Origin of the sequence: Pseudomonas syringae group sp. J254-4, from assembly GCF_032586855.1 — a bacterium.
Lineage (GTDB): Bacteria > Pseudomonadota > Gammaproteobacteria > Pseudomonadales > Pseudomonadaceae > Aquipseudomonas > Aquipseudomonas amygdali.
Genome location: NZ_JAWHOO010000027.1, coordinates 1 through 22,641 on the forward strand (window position 1 = coordinate 1; position 22,641 = coordinate 22,641).

The window sequence follows — 22,641 nt, forward strand, 5'->3', positions numbered from 1 at the left end:
TGGTCGACGAAATGCTTGAAGGAGCATTCAAGCGGCTTGGACCGGATGAAAAGCCGATTTTGCATTCTGACCAGGGCTGGCAATATCGGATGCCTATTTACCAGCGACTGCTCCATGAGAATTCGATCACAGCCAGCATGTCGCGCAAGGGTAACTGCTATGACAACGCGGCTATAGAGAGCTTTTTTAGCACGCTGAAATCCGAGTTTTTCTACCTGAACAAATTTAACGATCTGGATGAGCTTCAAGCGGGTATCGAAGAGTACATTGAGTATTACAATCACTCACGCATAAAACTGAAGCTTAACGGCCTGAGTCCTGTGGAATACAGAATGCAGGCCGCCAAGGCAGCGTAGGTGGATAATTGTCCAACCTTCGGGGGTCATACCAGAGCGTGAGGAACGATAATCTCAACTATCGTGCGAAGCTCCGCGTCGCATGCCGTTCTGGACGCTCTGCGTCCGGTCTTGAGCGTGATGGTGCGGCGCAGGGCTCACGCACGGCATTCCTACGTTGTAGCGTGCGGAACGATCATCTCGACTATCTCAAACCACATAAGGCGAGCAGCATTTCTTGAATTTCTGTTCGCTGCCACACGGACACGCGTCATTGCGTCCGGCCTTGAGCGGGACGGTGGAATCGATAAAGTACCAGCGGCCCTGATTCTGCACGAACGACGAGCGTTCCTTGTGACTGTGTTCACCGTTACCGTCGTGCCAGCGGGCAGTGAAGGTCACAAAAGCATGCTCGGGCTTGCCGCCGAATACCTCAGAACTTTCTACCTCCAGCCCCAGCCAGGTGCTCTGCGCGCTCCACTGGGCAATGGCCTCACGGTTCAACCCGCTTTGCTGAACAGGCAATGTCGTCTGGACCAGATAATCAGTCAGCCCCAGCACGTAGGCGCTGTAGCGCGAGCGCATCAGCTTTTCCGCGCAAGGCGCAGGCTGACCTGCGTGATAGCGACCGCAGCAGGCCAGCAACAGATCGCCGCTGCCGCACGGGCAAATAGCACTACTCATAGGTCACCACCAATACTTTCCAAAATTCTCCGGGTTGGCCCAATACTTCGCGTTCAGCCAGTCGGGCACCTGTTTGTATTCGCGCAGGTCGTAGGTGAACAGGTTCAGCACCTGTTCGTCGCGGGTGAAGCGTTCGCTGGATTGCAGGGCCAGCGAGAAAAAGTCGGTCTCCTGCCAGCCGCAGGCCTGCAAGTCGGCCAGCACCGCAATGCGGCTGGCGTTAAGGTTGCGGATACCGCCCAGCAGCTCCAGACCGGTGCGCTTGGGGATGTGCTCCAGGCAATCGACCACCAGCGCCAGGTCGAAACGTTGCGCCGCCAGATTTGCGGGCAGGGGGCCGGGTTCGGCCAGCGCCACCTCGGTCTGCGGGTGTGCTTCCTGAAAGGCTTGCAACGCAGGGAACGCCTGAGCGCCGATCAACAGCAGACGCTGGGGGGCGTAACGGTCGAGCAGGGCCGCCAGCGCTTGCTGCGGCGTGCGGGATGAGTAGCCGACGGTCATCGAAAGTCCTCTGGTTGATTGACAAGACTAGCCTGCCGGACCCGCTCTGAACAGTCGTCAGTATCAGGCGAACGCCCACAGACTGATGACAACGATCTATGCTTGATCTTTTTCAATACACTGCTGGCATATTCGGCGTACAGCACGTCTACTGTGCGGCGACGAAAAGCGCGCGCAGACTGCGCTTTCGTAACGGATCATGACAAGGGGGCAGGCGATGAAGGTGTTTTGGGGGCTGGGAAAAATCTTGATGCTGGGCTTCTGGCTGGTAGTCCTGGCCAATGCGGTCATTGAAGCGCCCAGCCCGTTTGGCGTGATGATCGACATGGCGGGTGCCGTACTGTTGTTGACTCACTTGCTCGAACTGATCCTGTTCAACGGCAGCCTGCGCGGTCGCAGGCATCCCTGGCGCGACCGGGGCAAAATCATCCTGTTCGGCATTTTTCATGTTCAATCCATCGGCCGTTCGGCCACAGGGCACTCTCATGCGTAAGCTCGTTCTGTTGGCAGCACTGTTCAGCCCTCTGGCCATGGCTCAGGCGATTATTGTCGCGCCACACTCGCTCATGCGTCTGCCTGGCAACAGCAGCGTTCTGCAGGTCGAGCGCCTTGAAGTGGCCGACTACGGCACCCTGCTGATCCCGGCCGGTATCGATGACGTGAAGATCGGCGAACTGGTGCTAGGGCACGAAGCGCGGATTGCCATCGTCCCCGGTGTACAGGCGTTCAACCTCGTCGTGGTGCATGGTGAATTCGGCACCGGCAGCCAGATCACTGCGCGAGGCGCTCCGGGCACGTTCGAGAAGCCTGCACTGCCGGGGCGCAATCTGACCCTGCGTCTACAGAGCCTGAATGCCGAACAACTGTCGATCGATGCACGCGGCGGCGCGGGCAGCCCAGGCTATGTCGGGCTCGATGGCGGCACGGGCGAAGAGCCGGGCTGCACCTGGGGCCAGGCCGGGCGTGGTTACAACGGTGATAGTGGCGGCAACGGCCACGACGGCGCAGCAGGTGCGCAGGTTCGTCTGGAGCTGCCACAGAGCTTTCCGGCCGAGCGTATCAAGGTGAATGTTGCGGGTGGCGCGGCAGGCAAGGGTGGTGAAGGCGGCAAGGCAGGCAAAGGCGGCGCTTCGAAGGGCTGCATCGTCTACCGCGCGGACGGCGGCAAGCCAGGCAGACCGGGCGAACCTGGCCTGCCAGGCGTTGCAGGGCCAGCAGGCAGTTTGATTCTGCAGCGCCTGTAATCTTCAACAGCTGTCATCCTTGAGAGGCAGCCCGGATCAGGCGCAAGGCCATGATCCGGGCAGTCATCACGGCAGCGCGCTTACTGCGGTACGCCTTTTTCCCAGTTCTTCCAGTCGCCGACAATGGCCTGCACCAGCGGATTACCGGTGCGGTACAGGTTTTCCAGTGCCGGTACGAAGGCACCCTGGTCGGCATACTTGAGCAAATTGTCCACTTCGCTGTAACCCGGATACGGACGGTCGAAATCGGAACCTGCGCGCACCACGGCCAGTCGATTGACGTCTACCTTGCCTGCCTTGCTGGCGCGTAACAGGGCTTCGTACGTCGAGTTGTCCTCCTGCTGGGTGGTGCAATACACGCCTTTGCCGTCGGTCAGCAGCTTGGTCCAGACTTCCGCCCGCTCACTCAGACGCGTTCCGGAAAACCACGTGTTGCCCGCCAGCGTATCGCACTGCGTCACCTGCGGCGGCTGATTGGCCGGGGCGTAAGGGTACTTGACGCGCCAGGCGGCGGATTCCTTGCTCTCGCTGAGCGTCACTTTTTGCGACAGGGCGAAGGCCTTGGCCTGAAGTTTGGGGTTCAGCTCGAAGACTTCAGTCTTGTAGTCCAGCGGCGGCTTTTCGTTCGGACCCTTGGTGTTGATACCCAGGTAACCGGTCGGCCAGTCCTTGGGCACGTCGCGCGAATCGATTTCCCACTGCGTGCCGAACTCCACCAGATAATGCGCCCACGCGGTGGTGCCGAGCGTGCCGTGGTGCGGGTTGATGCCGGCAATGCCCGCGACGATGAAGTAAGTCTTGCGCAGGTCGAATTGCGGCGACAGGGCCAGGGCCAGAGTCGATGCTGCGGCATTGGTCTGACCCATGCCGGTGACCATCAGGCACACGTCCTGAGCGTTGCAGCGGATGGCCGGATACTCGGCGGCAAGGCCGGGCACCTGGATCTCCTTGGTCAGATGCAGCCGGTCGATCCAGTTCTGCGCTTCGGGCGCAAACATGGCGACCAGCATGACCTTGGGCGTGACTGGCGTAACCGGCGCGGTGGCTGCCCAGAGGGCAGGGCTAAGCAGGGCCAATGTGGCGCCAAGTGTGTTGCGGGTGATGTGTTTCATGAAAACTCCTGTCGTCATAATCAGTTTCAGAACTGGTAACCCACGCCTGCGTAATATCCCCAGCCGTCGGAGCGCGCACGGAAGTTGCCTTCGCCGAAGTTCAGCTCGCTGCCGTCCTGCCAGTTGCCGCCGTTGTGGAAGTAACGACCCACCAGGGTGAAGCGCAGGTGCGTGAAGGCGTAAAGCAGCACGTTGGTGGCGACTGTGGAGTTGCCAGTGCGTGCCGGATCGTTCTTGAGGTCCGAACCGAAATCGAAGTTGGTGAAGCCGATGTACGTCAGCGAAGCGCCGTTGTCGAATTTGCTGATCGGTACGATGTATTTGAGCTGGGCGCGATAGCCATCCCACGAATATTCGTTGCTGGCACCGTAGTTCTCCCACTGGTAGCGGCCATAGAAGTTGGCCGACAGATTGACCCGCGAGTGGGTGTCGATGTCAGTGCCAAGGCCGCTGTACAGGGTGTTTGCACGGTTGGCCGAGTTGCTGCCGTGGTCGTAGATCCAGTCAAAGGCGACGTACCATTCCTTGAACGGCCCGACGGCCAGACTGCGCCCGGCCAGATAGTCGATGGAGATACGTGGCTCATGCTCCATGAACAATGGCGAGCCATGATCCCAGACGCCTTTGTCATTATCATTGCCGATGCCGAGAATCTTCGGTACGTCGACATAGCCATAGAGCTCAAACGGCCCCTTGCGGCCGAAGTACTCATACTCTAGATAAATGTCATCGTTGGGCTTGGGGCCGAAGCTGATGTCCTTGCTGCCGATCAGCGTCAGGTCCTGGTTGAACCAGTCTGAAAAGTACGCGCCTTTGCCTTCCTTGGGCGAGGCGGGCGGGCTGAGTGCTTCGCCTTGAGCCGAGTCTTCGGCAGCGGGCTGTGCCAGGACGCTGGTGCATGGCAACGCCGCAGCGGCGGCGAACAACAGAGGCATGAGGAATCTTGAGGGCGTTGCGGATCGAGTGAATGGCGGCTGTGGCATTGAAGCTCCTTTTCGTGGGCGCGTACTGCTGATCGCAAACGTTTGCACAGCCCATGCCAAAGTGTTTCAAGATGTTGAATGGCTTGGATATCAGGCACAGAAGATGACCGATCGGGCAGGAAACTGCCCGCAAGCTGTGCGCGGTGTCACCGCCAGTGCCCCGCGATGTTCCGTTTTGCCTCAAAGGCCCGGACGGGCGGCTGCCAATATCACCACTGCCAGGCCGATAATCAGGTTGATGCCGACCAGCCGGCGAATGTGACCGAGTGCTGCTGCGCCTTCGGCCCATTGTTCGGCGTCCACGGCGCGACGCAACTCCGGCAACTGCAATGAATGGATACGCAGGAACAGCGCAACCATCACCACGTACAGGCCCATCATGATCTGCACATAGCGCGGCGCAGTTTCAAAGCCGGTGAAGTTCAGCTGGATCATGCCGATGCCGGTAATCGGCAGCAGCACCACGGCTGCCCAGACCCAGACGAAGAAGCGTGGAAACACCTGGACCCACACTTTCAAGCGAGAAGGGCCTTCAAGTGCTGCAATGACTGCTGGACGCAAGACCATCCAGGCGAAAAACATCCCGCCAACCCACACCAGGGCAGCCAGCAGATGCAGCGTATAGACAGTAGAAAAAGCGGTCATCGGACACTCCGTTCTGCGCGGATGGATTTAGCGCGCTATGATAGCGCCCACTCAGAACTACTGAAAATTTATCCAGCCTTTTTAGCCGTGCCCCCGAACCGAAGCCAATGATCAGTACCGAACTCAAAACCCAGATCCAGGGCGCTTACTCGCGTTTCCTCGAAGCCAAGAGCCTCAAGCCACGCTATGGCCAGCGATTGATGATCGCTGAAGTTGCCAAGGTGCTGGGGGACATTGACACCGATGAAGAGGGCCGTCGTTCGGGCGATCCTGCGGTAGTGGCCGTCGAGGCCGGGACGGGCACCGGCAAGACCGTGGCGTATGCCATTGCGTCGATCCCCACCGCCAAGGCGGCAGGCAAGCGGCTGGTAATCGCCACCGCGACCGTCGCCTTGCAGGAGCAGATCGTCTACAAGGACCTGCCGGACCTGATGCGCAACAGCGGTCTGAATTTTACCTTCGCGCTTGCCAAGGGCCGCGGCCGTTACATGTGCCTGTCGAAACTCGACGCGTTGCTGCAGGAGAGCGACGCGACCAACGCGACTGCGCAGCTTTTCGAGGAAGAAGGCTTCAAGATCGAGGTCGATGAAGCCAGTCAGAAGCTGTTCACCAGCATGCTGCAGAAGCTGGCGGGCAATAAGTGGGACGGTGATCGCGACAGCTGGCCTCAGGAACTCGCCGATCAGGACTGGGCGCGGCTGACCACCGATCACAGCCAGTGCACCAACCGGCATTGCCCGAACTTTCAGCAATGCGCTTTCTATAAGGCGCGCGAAGGCATGGGCAAGGTTGACGTGATTGTCACCAACCATGACATGGTGCTGGCGGACCTCGCGCTGGGCGGCGGCGCCGTGCTGCCCGACCCGCGTGACACGCTGTACGTGTTCGACGAAGGCCATCACCTGCCCGACAAGGCCATCGGCCACTTCGCTCATTACACCCGACTGAAGTCCACCGCTGACTGGCTTGAACAGACAGCCAAGAACCTCGCCAAGCTGCTGGCCCAACACCCGCTGCCCGGCGATCTGGGCAAGCTGATCGAGCAGGTGCCGGAGCTGGCCCGCGAGATCAAGGGGCATCAGCAGTTCATGTTCGGTGCCTGCGAGCAACTGGCAGATTTCCGCGCCGGTGAAGACATGCAGGGTCGCGAGCGGCCCCGTCACCGCTTTGTCGGCGGTGTGATCCCCGAGCACATCCGCGAGATGGGCATCGAGCTCAAGAAGGGCTTTGCGCGCCTGGACGACCTGTTCACGCGCCTGACCGAGCTGCTCAAGGAAGGCATGGATGGCGAAGTCAACATCGGTATCGCCAGCCATCAGGCTGAAGAGTGGTACCCGCTGTTCGGCAGCCTGCTGGCCCGCGCCCACGGTAACTGGGAACTGTGGACCGCCTTTACCGCCGAAGACCCGGAAGACAGCCCGCCCATGGCGCGCTGGCTGACCCTGGCCGACAGCGGTGCAATGTTCGATATCGAGGTCAATGCCAGCCCGATCCTGGCGGCGGAAATGCTGCGTCGCAACTTGTGGAACATCGCCTACGGGGCGCTGGTGACTTCAGCGACCCTGACCGCGCTGGGCAAGTTTGATCGTTACCGCATGCGTGCCGGCCTGCCCAAAGGGGCGGTTACCGCCGTGGTGCCAAGCCCGTTCCATCACGCCGATGCCGGTGTGCTGCGCGTGCCGGACCTCAAGGCCGACCCGCGTGACTCGGTGGCCCATACCGCAGCGATCATTCGTGACCTGCCCGGGCTGGTGGAAGGTTCGCGAGGCACGCTGGTGCTGTATTCGTCGCGCAAGCAGATGCAGGACGTTTTCGACGGCCTGGACCGTGACTGGCGCAAGCAGGTGTTCATCCAGGGCAACCTGTCCAAGCAGGAAACCCTCAACAAGCATAAGGCGCGGGTCGACAGCGGCGAGTCCAGCGTACTGTTCGGACTGGCCAGCTTCGCCGAGGGTGTGGACTTGCCCGGTGCGTACTGCGAGCACGTGGTCATCGCCAAGATTCCGTTCGCGGTGCCCGACGACCCGGTCGAGGCCGCTCTGGCCGAGTGGATCGAAGCGCGTGGTGGCAACCCGTTCATGGAGATCGCCGTGCCGGATGCCTCTTTGCGTCTGGTACAGGCCTGTGGCCGCTTGCTGCGTACCGAAGAGGACCGCGGCACTATCACGTTGCTGGACCGACGTGTCGTCACCCAGCGTTACGGCAAGGCGATTCTCAATGCGCTGCCACCGTTCCGCCGGGAAATAACCTGAGCCAAAGATGAAGAGCGTTTCACATCTGTTCCCAAAGCGCTCGATCGCTGAAACAATACGCGCCATTTAGCCTGTCGCCAGGCTCATGTTGCCAGTCAGGAGTCAGCCGTTGCAGATCCAGGGTCATTACGAACTTCAATTCGAAGCAGTACGTGAAGCCTTTGCGGCGCTCTTTGACGACCCTCAGGAGCGCGGCGCTGCCTTGTGCATTCAGGTCGGCGGCCAGACCGTCATCGATCTGTGGGCGGGCACGGCCGACAAGGACGGTGCCGAGGCGTGGCACACCGACACCATTCTCAACCTGTTCTCCTGCACCAAGACCTTTACCAGCGTGGCGGTATTGCAGCTGGTTGAAGAAGGCAAGTTGAAGCTGGACGAACCCGTCGCCAGGCTCTGGCCCGAATTTGCCGCGGCGGGCAAGGCATCGATCACTTTGCGTCAGCTGCTATGCCATCAGGCCGGTTTGCCTGCGCTGCGCGAGCAATTGCCTGCCGAAGCGCTTTACCAGTGGGACACCATGACGGCGGCGCTGGCGGCCGAAGAACCTTGGTGGACGCCGGGGCAGGGTCACGGTTACGCGGCAATCACCTATGGCTGGCTGGTGGGCGAGATGCTGCGTCGGGCCGACGGTCGAGGCCCTGGGGAATCCATTGCCGCGCGTATTTCTCGCCCGCTGGGGCTGGATTTTCATGTGGGCCTGGCGGATGACCAGTTTCATCGTGTTGCCCATATCGCTCGAGGCAAAGGCAACACCGGTGACGATGCCGCTCAGCGCGTACTGCAAGCCACGATGCGCGAGCCAGCCTCCATCACTGCCAAGGCGTTCACTAATCCGCCGTCGATCATGACCAGCACCAACAAACCCGAATGGCGCCGCATGCAGCAGCCAGCGGCCAACGGCCACGGCAATGCGCGCAGTCTTGCCGGTTTCTATAACGGTTTGCTGGATGGCAGCCTGCTTGAAGCAGACATGCTCAACGAGCTGACCCGTGAGCACAGCCTCGGTCAGGACAGGACTCTGCTGACCTCGACCCGTCTGGGCCTGGGCTGCATGCTTGACCAGCCGACCGTTGCCAACGCGACCTATGGTCTTGGCCCCAAGGCGTTTGGCCATCCCGGGGCAGGCGGTTCGGTCGGGTTCGCCGATCCTGATTACGAGGTTGCTTTTGGCTTCGTCACCAACACCTTGGGTCCGTACATTCTGATGGACCCACGTGCGCAGAAACTGGTCGGGATCCTGCGTGAGTGTTTGCAGTAAGTATCGGCCATAAGTGCTTGTTTCATACCGACTGTCAGTTAAATGGCTGTAACAGGAACCGTACGACGGTTTCTTTTTCCAACTGCATCTTTATGCATGTTATACCGGCGTAGTCACGTCCTTCTGTCTGATCAAAACCGTTGCGGGTTATCCATGTCGTCTAATAAAAGCCTCGTTCTCGCCCTGTGTATCGCCGTTACCGGCTGTGCTCAAACCCCTCAATCCGACTCTGCTGCAACCGGAGGCCATTGGTGGCAGTTCGGTTCAGGCAGCGAGTCTGCTGATGCAGGTACTGCTGCAAAGGCTCCGGCACCAAGCCCGGCACCTGCTCCGGTCGCCAAGGCCGCGGCAGCACCGGCAGCACCTGCGGCTGGCGCTGAAAACAGCGCGCCTTGGTACTGGCCGTTCGGCTCGAAAGATAACGCGCAGGTCAAACCTGATGCCGTGGCCGACAAGCCTGCCGACAAGCCGGCTGCGCCTGCCTTGGTAGCCAAGTCGGAAACCGACAGCAAGTGGTGGTGGCCGTTCGGTAGCGAGGGCAAGAAGGATGAGCCTAAAGCGCTGCCGATGCCTGATCCGAAAGTGACCCAGGCCTGGCTGGACGAGTACGAGCCGCGTCTGCGTGCTGCAATCAAGGACAGCCCGTTCCAGCTGGAGCGTCGCGAAGACCTGCTGGCAATCACTGCACCGGTCGACAGCTCGTTCAACCCTGACCGTCCTGCGATGCTGCTGCCCAACACGCTGGGCCCGATCACGCGACTGGCCAAGGTGGTCGAAGGCGATCAGAAAACTGCCGTGCTGATTCTCGGTCATGCCGACACTTCGGGTCCTACCGAAGCCAACCAGAAGATCAGCCAGGAACGCGCGCAGTCTGTTGCCGCGATTTTCCGTCTCAGTGGCCTGGAGCGTAATCGTCTGAGCCAGCGTGGGATGGGTGCCGTGATGCCACGTGCCGCCAACGACAGCCTGCAAGGCCGTGCACTCAACCGTCGTGTTGAAATCCTCATGACGCCGCAGGACACCATGCGCGCCCTGATGGCCCGTTATGCGTTGCCGCCGGTTGCTCCAGTCATGGTTGCCACCCAGGACGTCAAGCCAGTAGCGCCAGCACCTGCTGCCGCGCCTGCCAAGAAAGCCGCCGTGGCGAAGAAAGACACTGCCAAGAAAGCGCCGGCCAAGGCCAGCAATGCCAAAAAGGCCGCGCCTGCCAAGACCACCGCAGCAGCTAAAAAACCGGCAGCGACCAAGGCCCCGGCCAAGGCGCCCGCCAAGAAAGATGACAGCCAGGCCAGTAACTGAGGCTTGATGCGTTACTTGTGACCATGCATCGTAGATGACTATCGTGCCGACGCTCTGCGTCGGTACGCCGTTCTGGACGCTCTGCGTCCGATCCTGAGTGCGCATTGCAGCACAGATTTGTGACGCAGAGCGTCACGGGATGCATGCCAACGCGGAGCATTGGCACGATGATCACCTGTCTAAGCACCACGTAAAACCTGCGCAGGAACGAAACCATGACTCAGACCCTGGCCGACATGCGCCGTGATTACACCCGCGACGGGTTGACCGAAGCGCAATCACCGGACGAGCCCTTCGCGCTCTTCCATACCTGGTTTGACGACGCTGTAAAAACCGAGCAGCCGCCGGTCGAGGCCAATGCCATGACCCTGGCGACGGTCGATGAGCAAGGACGTCCGCATTGTCGTGTCTTGCTGCTCAAGGGGCTGGACACGCAGGGTTTCACGTTCTTCACCAACTACGAAAGCGCCAAGGGCCAGCAACTGGCTGCACGTCCATTCGCGGCCATGACCTTTTTCTGGCCGACGCTGGAGCGTCAGGTGCGTATCGAAGGTCGGGTCGAGAAAGTCAGCGCGCAGGAATCCGATGCTTATTACCAGGTGCGTCCTCTGGGCAGCCGTCTGGGGGCATGGGCCTCACCACAAAGTCGCGTGATCGCAGATCGTGACGAGCTGGAAGGTTTGATCAGACAGACGGAACAACGCTTCGCAGAGACCCAGCCACACTGCCCCGAGCACTGGGGGGGCTACCGCCTTTTGCCTGAGCGAATCGAGTTTTGGCAGGGGCGCTCCAGTCGACTTCACGACCGTTTGAACTATCGTTCGGTAGACGGCAGGTGGACGCGCGAGCGCCTTGCGCCCTGATTGAATTATTCGCCCGGCGCATCGTCTGAGCGTTATGCAGGTGGGCCGCTGTATGCCGCCTGAATGAACTTAAATTGCAGGATCGGGGCCGTGACAGCACCTTTGTCAGGTAGTCTAATGGCCACTGATTCCTCTGGAGATTCCCTTATGCGCAAGTCTGCTCTTCTGGTTGCTTCGTTCACTGCCATGGCATTGATGCTGGGCGGCTGTGCCTCGAACCTGACCGGTGATTCCTATTCCCGCGATGAGGCCAGGACCGTACAGACCGTCCGCATGGGCACTATCGAATCCTTGCGTCCGGTTAAAATCGAAGGCACCAAGACGCCGATTGGCGGGGCTGCGGGTGCGGTCGTCGGCGGCGTAGGTGGCAGCGCTATCGGTGGCGGCCGCGGCAGCATCGTGGCTGCGGTAATCGGCGCGGTGGCCGGTGGTCTGCTGGGTTCAGCGACCGAAGAAGGCCTGACCCGTACGCAGGGTGTTGAAATCACCGTGCGTGAAGATGACGGCAGCATGCGTGCCTATGTGCAGCAGGTTCAGGAAAACGAGATTTTCCGGGTCGGCGAGCGCGTACGCATCATGAGTGTCAACGGCACAAGCCGCGTCACCCACTGATCTGTAACACCGCACAGCAAAACCCCGAGCCGCAATGCTCGGGGTTTTTTATTGCCAGACGTGAATGGACGTGAATGTCGTGCCAATGCTCACGAAGACGATGTATCGAACGCCCTATTTCCTGGGGGTGTCGTGGCCTCTTCGCGAGCAAGCTCGCTCCCACAAGACTTATGTATAACGATGGTCATTCTGAGGTCAGCCCTCGATCCCCAGCATGTCGCGCACCAGCGCTTCGGCAACCCGAATGCCGTCCACGCCAGCCGAGAGAATCCCGCCCGCATAGCCAGCGCCTTCACCGGCCGGGTAAAGGCCTTTGGTGTTCAGGCTTTGCAGGGTCGGTCCGCGGGTAATGCGCAGCGGGGCCGAGGTACGGGTTTCGATGCCGGTCAGCACCGCATCGTGCAGCGAGAAGCCTTTGATCTGCTTGTCGAACGCAGGCAATGCTTCACGAATGGCTTCAATGGCAAAGGCGGGCAGGGCGTCGGCCAGGTCCACCAGTTTCACGCCCGGCTTGTATGACGGCTCAACGCTGCCCAGTGCTGTCGAGGCCCTGCCAGCGATAAAGTCGCCAACCAACTGCGCCGGTGCTTCATAACTGCTGCCGCCGAGCAGATACGCATGAGACTCCAGGCGCTCCTGCAACTCGATACCGGCCAGCGGGCTGCCAGGGTAGTCCTGTTCCGGCGAGATACCGACCACGATGCCCGAGTTGGCATTGCGCTCGTTGCGTGAGTATTGGCTCATGCCGTTGGTGACCACTCGGCCGGGCTCTGATGTGGCTGCCACGACCGTGCCGCCAGGGCACATGCAGAAGCTGTAGACCGAGCGGCCGTTGCTGGCGTGGTGCACCAGTTTGTAATCGGCTGCGCCGAGCTTCGGGTGACCGGCATATTTGCCCAGTCGCGCGCGGTCGATCAACGATTGCGGGTGTTCGATGCGGAAGCCCACCGAGAACGGTTTGGCTTCCATGAACACGCCACGGCCGTGCAGCATGCGGAAGGTGTCACGGGCGCTGTGGCCCAGGGCCAGAATGACGTGCCGGGATTCGATCTGCTCACCGCTGTCGAGCTGGACACCCAATAACTGGCCGTCCTTGATCATCAGGTCGGTCACGCGCTGCTGAAAACGTACTTCGCCGCCCAGCGCTTCGATCTGATGACGCATGTTCTCGACCACGCCGGTCAGGCGGAACGTGCCGATATGCGGCTTGCTGACATAGAGGATTTCTTCCGGCGCACCGGCTTTCACGAACTCGTGCAGTACCTTGCGGCCGATGAATTTCGGGTCCTTGATCTGGCTGTAAAGCTTGCCGTCGGAAAAGGTCCCGGCACCGCCTTCACCGAACTGCACGTTGGACTCGGGGTTGAGCACGTTTTTGCGCCACAGCGCCCAGGTGTCCTTGGTGCGTTGGCGAACTTCGGTGCCGCGCTCAAGGATGATCGGCTTGAAGCCCATCTGCGCGAGCAGCAGGCCGGCAAAGATACCGCAGGGCCCGAAGCCCACGACGATCGGGCGCTCTGTCAGCCCCTCGGGAGCGTGACCGACCACTTTATAGCTGACATCAGGTGCAGGGCCGACGTGGCGGTCATCGCCCAGTTTGCGCAGCAGTGCCTGTTCATCACTGACCTGAAAGTCGATGGTGTAGATGAAGCACAGCTCGGATGACTTTTTGCGCGCGTCGTAACTGCGTTTGAAGAGGGTAAAGTCCAGCAGTTCGCTGCTGTCGATGCCCAGGCGCTGCAGGAGTGCAACGCGCAGGTCTTCTTCCGGGTGATCGATCGGCAGCTTGAGTTCGGTGATTCGTAACATTAAGGGGTCCAGTTTTCGGGCCGCAGGTTCAGCCCGACAGCACTACAAGACCGGCGATTATAAGCGCTGAACCCCTTTGGCGGCGAGCCTGCCTGATCACTCGTCGCGCGAACCGCCATAATAACCGCAGCCACGCTGGGCCTGGCCGTTGATACGCAGTTCGGCCGTCAGGTGTTGTACCGAGCCATTGACGCTGTCAACGCAGCGTTGTGGCGCCACCCAGATCTCGATGCGCTGGTTGTTGGCTTCGCTGCTGACGCTGAAGCTGCCGTCGGGCAGTTTCTCTTCCACGTAAGGCAAGGCAAGCGGTGCAAGACCTTCGCGCTCCAGCACCATGCCCTTGCCACTGACGTTGACGTTCCAGGCGGGTTTATTGCCATTGACGTGCAAGGTCAGACGTTTGAAATTGGCGTCTTCACAGGCCTGGCCGGGACGCTCGACGCGGTACAGCTGATGCAGGTCCAGCTGACCATCGCTGTTGGCCGCTTTGCTCGCAGCAAAGTTACCGCGCAGATCGGCGAATACCGTGCCCTTGCTGTCTGCCAGTGAAGCAGCTTCCTGCAAGATGCCGGTATTGCCGCGATCCTTGACCACATAGCGCCGCTGCTCGTTGCACGGTTTGAACAGCAACTGGCCATTGCTGCCCGTCAGGTCGCCCTGCATACGAAGCATGCCTGCCGTGGAAACCTTGGGTTCCTCGGTCTGTTTGCCGAGCAGTTGGCACCCGGCGAACAGTGGCAGAAGGGCAAATACGAGGACGGAACGGGCAGCAAACATGGTGTGGTCTCCAGACAAGTGTCGCCACGTTACTCAGACTGGAGGTGCATCACAAGGGGGAACGGCCAGACCTGCGCCGCAGTGTGACGCGGAGCGTCACGAAAGGCATTACCACGCAGAGCGTGGTAATGAGAATCATCGTGGCCCATCCTGGTTCTGAACGTTAATGCGCTTCGCAGCGCTTACCCGCCCAGATACGCATCCCGCACTTTCGGATCGACCAGCAGTTCTTCGCCGGTGCCTTGCATCACCACACGACCGTTTTCCAGTACATAAGCGCGGTCGGCGACTTTCAGCGCCTGATTGGCGTTCTGTTCGACCAGAAACACCGTCACACCATCGCGACGCAACTGTTCAACGATCTCGAAAATCTGCTGGATGATGATCGGAGCCAAGCCCAGCGAAGGCTCGTCGAGCAACAGCAGCTTGGGCTTGCTCATCAACGCACGACCGATGGCCAGCATCTGCTGTTCGCCACCGGACATGGTGCCACCGCGTTGATTGAAGCGTTCCTTGAGGCGCGGAAAGAGCTGCAGGACCTTGTCCATCTGCTCCTGATAATCAGCCTTTTCCGTGAAGAAACCGCCCATCGCCAGGTTCTCTTCAACGGTCAGACGCGCAAACACGCGACGGCCTTCCGGCACCACGGCAATGCTCTTGCGCATGATGATCGACGACTCCAGCCCGACCAGTTCTTCGCCCATGTAGCGAATACTGCCGCTGTGCGCGCGTGGTGAGCCGCACAGGGTCATCAGCAGCGTGGACTTGCCTGCGCCGTTGGCGCCGATCAGGGTGACGATTTCGCCCTGACGTACTTCAACGTTGACGCTGTGCAGCGCCTGGATCTTGCCGTAGAAAGTGGAAACGTTTTCGAACTGCAGCATTTACGCTTCCCCCAGATAGGCTTTGATCACGTCAGGATTGTCACGAATCTGTTCCGGCGTACCGTCTGCCAGAGGCGTGCCCTGATTGATCACCACAATGTGGTCGGAAATGCTCATCACCAGTTTCATGTCGTGCTCGATCAACAAGACCGTAGCGTTGTGCTCGCTGCGCAACACGCCGATCAGGGCTTTCAGGTCGTCGGTTTCTCTGGGGTTCAGCCCGGCTGCCGGTTCGTCGAGCATCAGAATGCGCGGGCGCGTCATCATGCAGCGGGCGATTTCCAGACGGCGTTGCTGACCGTAGGCCAGCGTACCGGCAGGGCGGTTAGCGAATTCCTTGAGGTTGACGGCTTCCAGCCAGTGCTCGGCGTAGTCCATGGCTTCGCGTTCGCTGCGGCGAAACGCCGGGGTTTTGAACAATCCGGCGAGGAAGTTGGTATTCAAGTGCCGATGCTGGGCAACCAGCAGGTTCTCTACAGCGGTCATTTCCTTGAACAGGCGCACGTTCTGGAACGTACGCACCACGCCCTTGCGAGCAATCTGGTGACCGGCCAGGCCTTGAATGGGCTCGCCGTCCAGCAGAATAGTGCCTGCGCTTGGCCGGTAGAAACCGGTCAGGCAATTGAAGACGGTGGTCTTGCCCGCGCCGTTGGGGCCGATCATCGACACGACCTGCCCTTGATTGACGGTGAGGGCAACGCCATTGACCGCCAGCAGGCCGCCAAAACGCATGCTCAAGCCGGTGGCTTGCAGTAATGGGCGGCTCATTTCGGCAGCTCCGTTTTCAATTTCATTTCAGGCCGTTGCATGGGCAGGAAGCCTTGAGGACGCCAGATCATCATCAGCACCATCAGCGCGCCGAACATCAACATGCGGTAGTCGCTGAACTCACGCATCAGTTCAGGCAGCAGAATCATCACGATGGCGGCCAGGATCACGCCCAGCTGCGAGCCCATGCCGCCGAGCACGACGATGGCGAGGATGATTGCCGACTCGATGAAGGTGAACGATTCCGGGGTGATCAGACCCTGACGTGCGGCAAAGAAGCTGCCTGCGAAACCGGCGAACGCAGCGCCAAGGGTGAAGGCCGAGAGCTTGATCACGGTCGGGTTCAGCCCCAGCGCACGACAGGCGATTTCGTCTTCACGCAGCGCCTCCCAGGCCCGTCCGATCGGCATGCGCAGCAGGCGATTGATGACGAACAACGCCGCCAGCGCCAGCAGCAGGGCGATCAGGTAAAGGAAGACGACCTTGTTGATCGAGTTGTAAGGCAGGCCGAAGAACTCGTGGAAGGTCTGCATGCCCTCGGCAGCCTTGCGCTCGAACGTCAGGCCGAAGAAGGTCGGCTTGTCGATATTGCTGATGCCGTTCGGGCCACCGGTCAGCTCGGTGAGGTTGCGCAGGAAGATGCGGATGATCTCGCCGAACCCCAGTGTCACGATGGCCAGATAGTCACCGCGCAGGCGTAGCACCGGGAACCCCAGCAAGAACCCGAACAGCGCCGCCATCAGGCCCGCAATCGGCAGGCAGATCCAGAAGCCGAGCCCATAGTAGTGGGACAGCAAGGCGTAGCTGTAGGCACCGACTGCATAGAAACCGACATAGCCCAGGTCCAGCAGACCGGCCAGACCGACCACGATGTTCAGGCCCAGGCCGAGCATGACGTAGATCAGGATCAGCGTGGCGATGTCCACCGCACCGCGCGACCCGAAGAATGGCCAGATGAACGCCAGCACGATCAATGCGGCCAGGCCCCAGCGTTGGGTTTTCGGCTGGGTCAGGAAATCGCTGGTCTTCTGCGAGATCAACGGCTTTTCGGTACCGCGGCGCATGCTGCCGATCTGTTCTGCGAACAGTACGCGCAAGAACAGCATGACCGAACAGAAGGCAATGATGGTCAGGGTCAGCGGGCTGGCGTTCTGCACTTGCAGGGTGACGCCGGAAAAGGCCAGTTTCAGGCCGAACACCGGGTAGGCCACGGCCCAGACCAGTGCGGCGCTGAACAGCGCCTGTTTGAAAGACTTGCTCATACTTTCTCAACCTCCGGACGACCCAGGATGCCGGTCGGTCGGAACAGCAGTACCAGAACCAGCAGGCCGAAGGCCACGACGTCCTTGTACTGATCACCAAAAATATCGGCACCGAAGGCTTCGGCGACGCCCAGTACCAGGCCACCGAGCACAGCGCCCGGGATCGAACCGATACCGCCCAGTACGGCAGCAGTGAACGCTTTTAGGCCGACCAGAAAGCCGGCGCTCGGGTTGATCACGCCGTACTGCATGCTCAGCAGCATCGCCGCGACGGCAGCCAGTGCAGCACCGACCACGAAGGTCAGGGCAATGATGTTGTTGGTGTTGATCCCCAGCAGGTTGGCCATTTTCATGTCCTCGGCACAGGCACGGCAGGCACGGCCCATGCGTGAGCGGGAGATGAACAGGGTCAGGCCGGTCATGGCCAGCAGGGTGACGACAAAGACCACGATCTGCATGTAGGAGATCAGCACTTCCTGAGCGCCACCGGGCCCGAACGACAGGCTGCCGGGCAGCAGGTTGGGGATGGCGAAGTTGCCGGAGCCCTGGGAAAGCTGAACCGAGTTCTGCAGGAAGATCGACATGCCGATTGCAGAAATCAGTGGAATCAGACGGTTGCTGTTGCGCAACGGACGGTAGGCCACACGCTCGATGCTGTATCCGTAGGCACTGGTTACGACGATGGCTGCGGCGAAACCGGCAATCATCAGCAACGGCAGGCTGTGAATACCCAGCATCGCCAGACCGGCGAGTGCCATGAAAGCTACATAGGAACCGATCATGTACACCTCGCCATGGGCGAAGTTGATCATTCCGATGATGCCGTACACCATCGTGTAGCCGATGGCGATCAATGCATACGTACTGCCAATGGTCAGGCCATTGACCAGCTGCTGCATGTAGTGGAATAACTCGGGCATTTACCGCGCTCCTAAAAACCTGATCTGCATTTCTCTGACCTGCGCCGGGGTGGCATTCTGTCGATGCGTAGCCTGTCGCGCTGTCAGGGAACCGCTGTTGACGGTTTTAAGATTTTCAGGGGGCCTCGTGCATGCAGTTCGGGTCGCCGAAATGTGCGTACGGGCCTGGATTCGTAAAACAAAGCCCACTGCGCTGGCAGTGGGCTTTGAGGGTTAACGCAAGCAGCTTATTTGGCGGCTTCGGTCTTGGGTTTGCCGAAGTGCCACTCGTAAACCACGAACTGGAAGTTCTTCAGATCACCTTTGTCGTCGTAGCTCAGCTCGCCCATAGGGGTCTTGAACGTGCCAGCATGGATGGCAGCAGCCACCTTGGCGGTGTCTTCGGACTTGGCGGCGGCGATGCCATCAGCAATGACCTGAACGGCGGAGTAGGACGGGTAAACGAACGGGCCGCTCGGGTCTTCTTTCTTGGCCTTGAAGGCTTCGGTCAGCGCCTGGTTGGCCGGGTCCTGGTCAAAGGATTTCGGCAGGGTGACCAGCAGGCCTTCGGACGCATCGCCGGCGATTTGCGAGATGGACTCGTTGCCCACGCCTTCAGGTCCCATGAACTTCGCGTTCAGGCCTTTTTCCTTGGACTGACGCAGGATCTGACCCAGCTCCGGGTGGTAGCCGCCGTAGTAAACGAAGTCGACGTTGGCTTGCTTGAGCTTGGCGATCAGCGACGAGAAGTCCTTGTCACCTGCGTTGATACCTTCGAACAGAGCAACCTTGACGCCTTTTTTCTCCAGCGTCTGCTTGACTGCTGTCGCGATACCTTCGCCGTACTGCTGCTTGTCGTGAATCACAGCAACGATTTTCGGCTTGGCGACGTCGGCAATGTAGTTGCCTGCGGCCGGGCCCTGAGCGCTGTCGAGACCGATGGTGCGGAATACCAGTTTGTAGCCGCGTGCGGTGATTTCCGGGCTGGTGGCAGCCGGGGTCACCATGATGATGCCTTCGTCTTCGTAAACGTCGGACGCTGGCTGGGCGGAGCTGGAGCACAGGTGACCGACCACGTATTTCACGCCGTCGTTGACCACCTTGTTGGCGACCGCAACGGCCTGTTTCGGATCGCAGGCGTCATCGTATTCGACGGCTTCAAGCTTTTTGCCATCCACGCCGCCTTTGGCGTTGATCTGCTCGATGGCCATCTTGGCGCCGTTGAACTGCATGGTGCCGTATTCGGCAACCGGGCCGGTCTTGGGGCCGGCGATGCCGATCTTGATGGTGTCAGCTGCGAACGAATGGCTGGCAACCCCCGCCATAACCAGTGCGGCAAACAGCCTTGAAAGCTTATTGGTACCCTTAGTCATGATGCTCCACTCTTGCGTTGTAGTTTTTATAATCCTGATGGCCAAGGCTCCAGGACCGGATTCGATCACCGGTTCTCCCACGCCGCCAACTGTACCGGAACAGTTTAGAGTGCCGCTCGTTGGCTTGGAAAGCCGGGCGTTTGGGGACAAACCGATGCGTGTCGCTTAATCGAAAGAAAGTTACAGAATCAAACCGCCTGAGGCCCTGAAATCGCTTCAGATCCATAAGGTTATCTGCACTTTCCCGCGATAAATCACCTGCTTCTGGGCTTGCCGATGGGAAAGGCGGCGCTATCATTGCGCCGATTTTCTTTCTGGTGAAAACCCATGACGCAAGAACCTAGCACCCTCTATGCCAAACTGCTTGGCGAAACTGCATCAATCACCTGGACTGAATTGCAACCATTCTTTGCCAAGGGTGCCCTGTTGTGGGTCGAACTGCCCCTGGATTTGATCGAAGTCGCCGAGGCAGTGGCCGAAAATGATGCAGCACGGGTGTCTGCATGGCTGGCTGAAGGGCAGGTTGGCAAGGTCTCGGAAAGCAAGGCGCTTGAGCTGGTGGAGACCGATCCTGCGCTCTGGGCTGTAGTAGTGGCACCTTGGGTTCTGATTCAAAACAGAGCGCAGAATTGATTTGCGTACTATTTTGGTGCGTTGCGATTTGTCGGAGTGAGTTGGAAGGTAACTGTGCCGACGTCGGCGTAGCGTAAAACCACACCTGCCGACCAGCGACTGTGAAGCCGGGCGTCAGGTGCGGATGGGCCTGTGAATGGCAAATTCGTCATTGTCGGGCTGGTCGGCGAACACGTCGTCAGGTTCTGAAACATCAACGTCCGGGCCGTGCATGTGCGGTGGTGGCAGGGCAGACCAACGGGTAGTCGGTTCGCGCTCGTTCATCTGCCTGGCAAGGGGCAGGATTCGCTCCAGTGGTTGTGGCTTGCTGAACAGGTAACCTTGTACATAATCACTGCCGAACTGGCTGAGAAACTCCAGTTGAGCCGGGGTTTCCACGCCTTCCGTGACGACTTTCAGGTGCAGGGTATGAGCCATGACGATAATCGCCTGGACGATCTCCATATCCTGTGGGGACTGGGGAATATCAATGATGAATGATCGGTCGATCTTCAGCGTGTCGAGTGGCAGCCGCTTAAGATAGGCAAGCGATGAGTAGCCGGTGCCGAAGTCGTCAATCGACAGCGAGACCCCCAGGCTGCGAATGTGCTTGAGCATCAGGATGGTGTTGCTGATATTGCCCATCAACGCATTTTCGGTCACCTCCAGTTCCAGTCGGCCAGGTGCAACGTCGGCGTCGGCCAGTGCCTGCTCGACCTCTTCGACCAGTTCGTCGCGGCCCAGCGTGAGTGCCGAGCAGTTGACCGTGATGATCAGCTGTTCCAGCCCTTCCTGACGCAGTGTGCGCAGGTCGTGACAGGCGCGGCGCAGCACCCAGTTATCCAGCTCGGCGATCAGACCGTTGGCCTCGGCAATGCCGATGAAGCGCCCGGGAGCCAACAGACCGTGTTGCGGGTGATTCCAGCGCACCAGTGCTTCCAGCTTGGCAACGTGGCCGGTACGCATGTCGACGATAGGCTGATAGTAGACCTGCAGGCCAGTCTCTTCGCGCAGGGCATTGCGCAGTTCCTCCTCCAGATGCAGTTCCAGGCTGGCCCTGGTCTTGAGCGCGGGGCTGAAGAAATTGACCCTGTTGCGTCCGTTGCCCTTGGACTGGTAAAGCGCGAGGTCTGCGTGTTTGAGCAGTTCATCACAGGTCGAACCGTCGCGCGGGAACACGGCGATACCAATACTGGTCGTCATGACCATGCGCCTTCCTGCCAGCGCGATGGTTTCCTTCATTTTTTGCATGACCCGATAGGCCAGGTGCCTTGCCTCTTCGTAGTCCGGAATGCTCAGCAGGATGCAGAATTCATCGCCCCCGAAACGGGAGACCACGTCTTGAACACGGGTGGCGCTGCGGATGCGTTCGGCGATCACCTTGAGCAGTTCGTCACCGGCGTCATGGCCCAGACTGTCGTTGATGCGCTTGAAATGGTCGATGTCCAGAAACATTACCGCAAGCATGCCGTTGTTGTAGGTGTGCTCCTGCAGCTTTTCGGCAAATATCTGATTGAAGCCCCGGCGGTTGATCAGGTTGGTCAAAGGGTCGTAATGGGCCACCTGCTGAAGCGATACGCGGGCCTGATCCAGCTGGCTGAGCAGCGCGTTGACGCGTTGCAGGTCATGCTCCTTGCCTTGCAGTTTCTTGTCGGCCATTGCCGCGCTGATGCTGCCGGCGATGATAAGCAGCGTGATGGCGGCAATGGTAAGCCCTAGCTGCTGGCTGTTTTCGGTGCCGGGGATGTGCAGCGCAGCGCCTTCGGGCATGACCAGTCGCAGTGCCCTCATGCCCATCAAGTGCATGGTAAGCAAGCCCGCACCCAGCAGAAGACTCACCCCGTAGCGGAACATCTGATGAAACATGCCGTTGTACTGACGCAGGTGTCGGGACAGTGTCAGTAGCGCAATACTGGAAAGCACCGCGACGAGGATCGACAGCGCGAACATCCGTGGTTCGTAGTACTGCGTGGCAGCGGAGCGCATCGCCGACATGCCCAGATAGTGCATGACACTGATGCCGGTCCCCATGACCAGCGAACTGATCAGACAGCGCCTGAGCGTCAGCTCAGGGATGGTCAGGGCTCTCATGGCCACCAGTGCAGTGATCAGCACGATCAGCAGGGAAGCCAGCGTGACTGTCAGGTCGTAAGAGATTTTCAGCGGGGCCTCAAACGCCAGCATGCTGATGAAATGCATCGCCCACACGCCGCCCGCCAGGCATAACGCGCCCAGTGCTTTCCACAGGCGACGGCTCTTGATGGCGTCGACCTGAATGACGCGGTCGGCAATATCCAGCGTGGCGAAGGATGCGGCGCAAGCCACACCGTAAGCCAGCGCTACCAGAAACAGGTTATGACTGCAGTCGATTAATAATTGCCCGTCCGCTGGGAGGCCAGCGAATACGTTCAAACCCAGCCACTCCATAGCACGCCCTATTCTCACTACAAGAGCGCCAAGCCTCAGGAC

General features: G+C 59.8%; 22 protein-coding genes and 1 pseudogene. 9 read left to right on the forward strand and 14 right to left on the reverse strand.

The features are described from left to right. A partial coding sequence (locus RYB09_RS23715) for an IS3 family transposase (protein WP_316890505.1) occupies positions 1-356 on the forward strand: 356 nt, incomplete at its 5' end. Between the two features lie 189 nt (positions 357-545). Here RYB09_RS23715 and RYB09_RS23720 read toward each other — a convergent pair. After that, complete coding sequence (locus RYB09_RS23720) at positions 546-1,019, reverse strand: YchJ family protein (RefSeq protein WP_004664098.1); 474 nt, start codon at positions 1,017-1,019, stop codon at positions 546-548. 3 nt (positions 1,020-1,022) lie between these two features. Beyond that, positions 1,023-1,520 (reverse strand): DUF6231 family protein, encoded by a 498-nt coding sequence (locus RYB09_RS23725; protein ID WP_005732254.1) that lies wholly within the window; start codon positions 1,518-1,520, stop codon positions 1,023-1,025. A 217-nt stretch (positions 1,521-1,737) separates the two neighbouring features. On the opposite strand from RYB09_RS23725, the gene RYB09_RS23730 reads away from it, so the two are divergent. Beyond that, a complete protein-coding gene (locus tag RYB09_RS23730; protein ID WP_004657499.1) occupies positions 1,738-2,013 on the forward strand; it encodes a DUF1145 domain-containing protein in 276 nt (91 codons plus the stop codon). Beyond that, positions 2,006-2,764 (forward strand): collagen-like protein, encoded by a 759-nt coding sequence (locus tag RYB09_RS23735; RefSeq protein WP_122258781.1) that lies wholly within the window; start codon positions 2,006-2,008, stop codon positions 2,762-2,764. Before RYB09_RS23730 ends, RYB09_RS23735 begins: the two co-directional genes overlap by 8 nt. A gap of 80 nt (positions 2,765-2,844) precedes the next feature. On the opposite strand, the gene RYB09_RS23740 is transcribed toward RYB09_RS23735, so the two are convergent. From RYB09_RS23740 to RYB09_RS23750, 3 genes are all read right to left on the reverse strand, one after another. After that, complete coding sequence (locus RYB09_RS23740; protein ID WP_005732255.1) at positions 2,845-3,876, reverse strand: purine-nucleoside phosphorylase; 1,032 nt, start codon at positions 3,874-3,876, stop codon at positions 2,845-2,847. 26 nt (positions 3,877-3,902) lie between these two features. After that, positions 3,903-4,811 (reverse strand): nucleoside-specific channel-forming protein Tsx, encoded by a 909-nt coding sequence (locus RYB09_RS23745; RefSeq protein ID WP_369812041.1) that lies wholly within the window; start codon positions 4,809-4,811, stop codon positions 3,903-3,905. Positions 4,812-5,039: 228 nt separating this feature from the next. Continuing rightward, complete coding sequence (locus RYB09_RS23750) at positions 5,040-5,504, reverse strand: CopD family protein (protein ID WP_005732258.1); 465 nt, start codon at positions 5,502-5,504, stop codon at positions 5,040-5,042. Positions 5,505-5,611: 107 nt separating this feature from the next. On the opposite strand from RYB09_RS23750, the gene dinG reads away from it, so the two are divergent. The 5 genes from dinG (at position 5,612) to RYB09_RS23775 (ending at position 11,788) form a co-directional block, all read left to right on the forward strand. Beyond that, positions 5,612-7,756, forward strand: coding sequence for an ATP-dependent DNA helicase DinG (gene dinG / locus RYB09_RS23755; RefSeq protein WP_003402334.1), 2,145 nt, complete (start codon positions 5,612-5,614; stop codon positions 7,754-7,756). Positions 7,757-7,865: 109 nt separating this feature from the next. Further along, positions 7,866-9,014, forward strand: a complete 1,149-nt coding sequence (locus tag RYB09_RS23760) for an EstA family serine hydrolase (protein ID WP_005779325.1) — start codon at positions 7,866-7,868, stop codon at positions 9,012-9,014. Between the two features lie 153 nt (positions 9,015-9,167). Next, a complete protein-coding gene (locus tag RYB09_RS23765) occupies positions 9,168-10,313 on the forward strand; it encodes an OmpA family protein (RefSeq protein ID WP_316890511.1) in 1,146 nt (381 codons plus the stop codon). A 215-nt stretch (positions 10,314-10,528) separates the two neighbouring features. Next, the gene (gene pdxH / locus RYB09_RS23770) at positions 10,529-11,176 is read left to right on the forward strand and encodes a pyridoxamine 5'-phosphate oxidase (protein WP_058402138.1); all 648 of its coding nucleotides are present in this window, start codon (positions 10,529-10,531) and stop codon (positions 11,174-11,176) included. 147 nt (positions 11,177-11,323) lie between these two features. Then, complete coding sequence (locus RYB09_RS23775) at positions 11,324-11,788, forward strand: glycine zipper 2TM domain-containing protein (RefSeq protein WP_004657512.1); 465 nt, start codon at positions 11,324-11,326, stop codon at positions 11,786-11,788. Positions 11,789-11,983: 195 nt separating this feature from the next. Here the strand turns inward: RYB09_RS23775 and RYB09_RS23780 are convergent, their stop codons facing one another. The 8 genes and pseudogenes from RYB09_RS23780 to RYB09_RS23815 form a co-directional block, all read right to left on the reverse strand. Continuing rightward, a complete protein-coding gene (locus RYB09_RS23780) occupies positions 11,984-13,597 on the reverse strand; it encodes an NAD(P)/FAD-dependent oxidoreductase (RefSeq protein WP_058402139.1) in 1,614 nt (537 codons plus the stop codon). Positions 13,598-13,693: 96 nt separating this feature from the next. Further along, positions 13,694-14,374, reverse strand: a complete 681-nt coding sequence (locus tag RYB09_RS23785; protein WP_002554808.1) for a COG3650 family protein — start codon at positions 14,372-14,374, stop codon at positions 13,694-13,696. 182 nt (positions 14,375-14,556) lie between these two features. Next, positions 14,557-15,258 carry an ABC transporter ATP-binding protein gene (locus RYB09_RS23790; RefSeq protein WP_002554807.1) on the reverse strand — a complete coding sequence of 234 codons (702 nt, stop codon included), beginning with the start codon at positions 15,256-15,258 and terminating at the stop codon, positions 14,557-14,559. Beyond that, positions 15,259-16,026, reverse strand: coding sequence for a high-affinity branched-chain amino acid ABC transporter ATP-binding protein LivG (gene livG, locus RYB09_RS23795; protein ID WP_002554806.1), 768 nt, complete (start codon positions 16,024-16,026; stop codon positions 15,259-15,261). Continuing rightward, a complete protein-coding gene (locus RYB09_RS23800) occupies positions 16,023-17,288 on the reverse strand; it encodes a high-affinity branched-chain amino acid ABC transporter permease LivM (RefSeq protein WP_002554805.1) in 1,266 nt (421 codons plus the stop codon). Before RYB09_RS23800 ends, livG begins: the two co-directional genes overlap by 4 nt. Then, positions 17,285-18,208, reverse strand: coding sequence for a high-affinity branched-chain amino acid ABC transporter permease LivH (livH, locus tag RYB09_RS23805; protein WP_002554804.1), 924 nt, complete (start codon positions 18,206-18,208; stop codon positions 17,285-17,287). Before livH ends, RYB09_RS23800 begins: the two co-directional genes overlap by 4 nt. Positions 18,209-18,435: 227 nt before the next feature. After that, positions 18,436-19,560, reverse strand: coding sequence for a branched-chain amino acid ABC transporter substrate-binding protein (locus RYB09_RS23810; protein WP_002554803.1), 1,125 nt, complete (start codon positions 19,558-19,560; stop codon positions 18,436-18,438). A gap of 76 nt (positions 19,561-19,636) precedes the next feature. Further along, positions 19,637-19,858 (reverse strand): annotated as a pseudogene (locus RYB09_RS23815) (hypothetical protein); the annotation flags it as partial. A 29-nt stretch (positions 19,859-19,887) separates the two neighbouring features. Here RYB09_RS23815 and RYB09_RS23820 point away from each other — a divergent pair. Continuing rightward, the gene (locus RYB09_RS23820) at positions 19,888-20,193 is read left to right on the forward strand and encodes a DUF2288 domain-containing protein (RefSeq protein ID WP_122280411.1); all 306 of its coding nucleotides are present in this window, start codon (positions 19,888-19,890) and stop codon (positions 20,191-20,193) included. Positions 20,194-20,307: 114 nt separating this feature from the next. Here RYB09_RS23820 and RYB09_RS23825 read toward each other — a convergent pair whose 3' ends face one another. Further along, positions 20,308-22,599: a putative bifunctional diguanylate cyclase/phosphodiesterase gene (locus RYB09_RS23825; RefSeq protein ID WP_122280410.1), complete on the reverse strand. Its 2,292-nt coding sequence runs from the start codon at positions 22,597-22,599 to the stop codon at positions 20,308-20,310. Positions 22,600-22,641 lie beyond the last annotated feature (42 nt).

Coding starts and splice junctions, on each gene's coding strand:
- RYB09_RS23720 (WP_004664098.1), bottom strand. CDS start 1,019: ATGAGTAGTGCTATTTGCCCGTGCGGCAGCGGCGATCTGTTGCTGGCC.
- RYB09_RS23725 (WP_005732254.1), bottom strand. CDS start 1,520: ATGACCGTCGGCTACTCATCCCGCACGCCGCAGCAAGCGCTGGCGGCC.
- RYB09_RS23730 (WP_004657499.1), top strand. CDS start 1,738: ATGAAGGTGTTTTGGGGGCTGGGAAAAATCTTGATGCTGGGCTTCTGG.
- RYB09_RS23735 (WP_122258781.1), top strand. CDS start 2,006: ATGCGTAAGCTCGTTCTGTTGGCAGCACTGTTCAGCCCTCTGGCCATG.
- RYB09_RS23740 (WP_005732255.1), bottom strand. CDS start 3,876: ATGAAACACATCACCCGCAACACACTTGGCGCCACATTGGCCCTGCTT.
- RYB09_RS23745 (WP_369812041.1), bottom strand. CDS start 4,811: ATGCCTCTGTTGTTCGCCGCCGCTGCGGCGTTGCCATGCACCAGCGTC.
- RYB09_RS23750 (WP_005732258.1), bottom strand. CDS start 5,504: ATGACCGCTTTTTCTACTGTCTATACGCTGCATCTGCTGGCTGCCCTG.
- dinG (WP_003402334.1), top strand. CDS start 5,612: ATGATCAGTACCGAACTCAAAACCCAGATCCAGGGCGCTTACTCGCGT.
- RYB09_RS23765 (WP_316890511.1), top strand. CDS start 9,168: ATGTCGTCTAATAAAAGCCTCGTTCTCGCCCTGTGTATCGCCGTTACC.
- pdxH (WP_058402138.1), top strand. CDS start 10,529: ATGACTCAGACCCTGGCCGACATGCGCCGTGATTACACCCGCGACGGG.
- RYB09_RS23775 (WP_004657512.1), top strand. CDS start 11,324: ATGCGCAAGTCTGCTCTTCTGGTTGCTTCGTTCACTGCCATGGCATTG.
- RYB09_RS23780 (WP_058402139.1), bottom strand. CDS start 13,597: ATGTTACGAATCACCGAACTCAAGCTGCCGATCGATCACCCGGAAGAA.
- RYB09_RS23785 (WP_002554808.1), bottom strand. CDS start 14,374: ATGTTTGCTGCCCGTTCCGTCCTCGTATTTGCCCTTCTGCCACTGTTC.
- RYB09_RS23790 (WP_002554807.1), bottom strand. CDS start 15,258: ATGCTGCAGTTCGAAAACGTTTCCACTTTCTACGGCAAGATCCAGGCG.
- livG (WP_002554806.1), bottom strand. CDS start 16,026: ATGAGCCGCCCATTACTGCAAGCCACCGGCTTGAGCATGCGTTTTGGC.
- RYB09_RS23800 (WP_002554805.1), bottom strand. CDS start 17,288: ATGAGCAAGTCTTTCAAACAGGCGCTGTTCAGCGCCGCACTGGTCTGG.
- livH (WP_002554804.1), bottom strand. CDS start 18,208: ATGCCCGAGTTATTCCACTACATGCAGCAGCTGGTCAATGGCCTGACC.
- RYB09_RS23810 (WP_002554803.1), bottom strand. CDS start 19,560: ATGACTAAGGGTACCAATAAGCTTTCAAGGCTGTTTGCCGCACTGGTT.
- RYB09_RS23820 (WP_122280411.1), top strand. CDS start 19,888: ATGACGCAAGAACCTAGCACCCTCTATGCCAAACTGCTTGGCGAAACT.
- RYB09_RS23825 (WP_122280410.1), bottom strand. CDS start 22,599: ATGGAGTGGCTGGGTTTGAACGTATTCGCTGGCCTCCCAGCGGACGGG.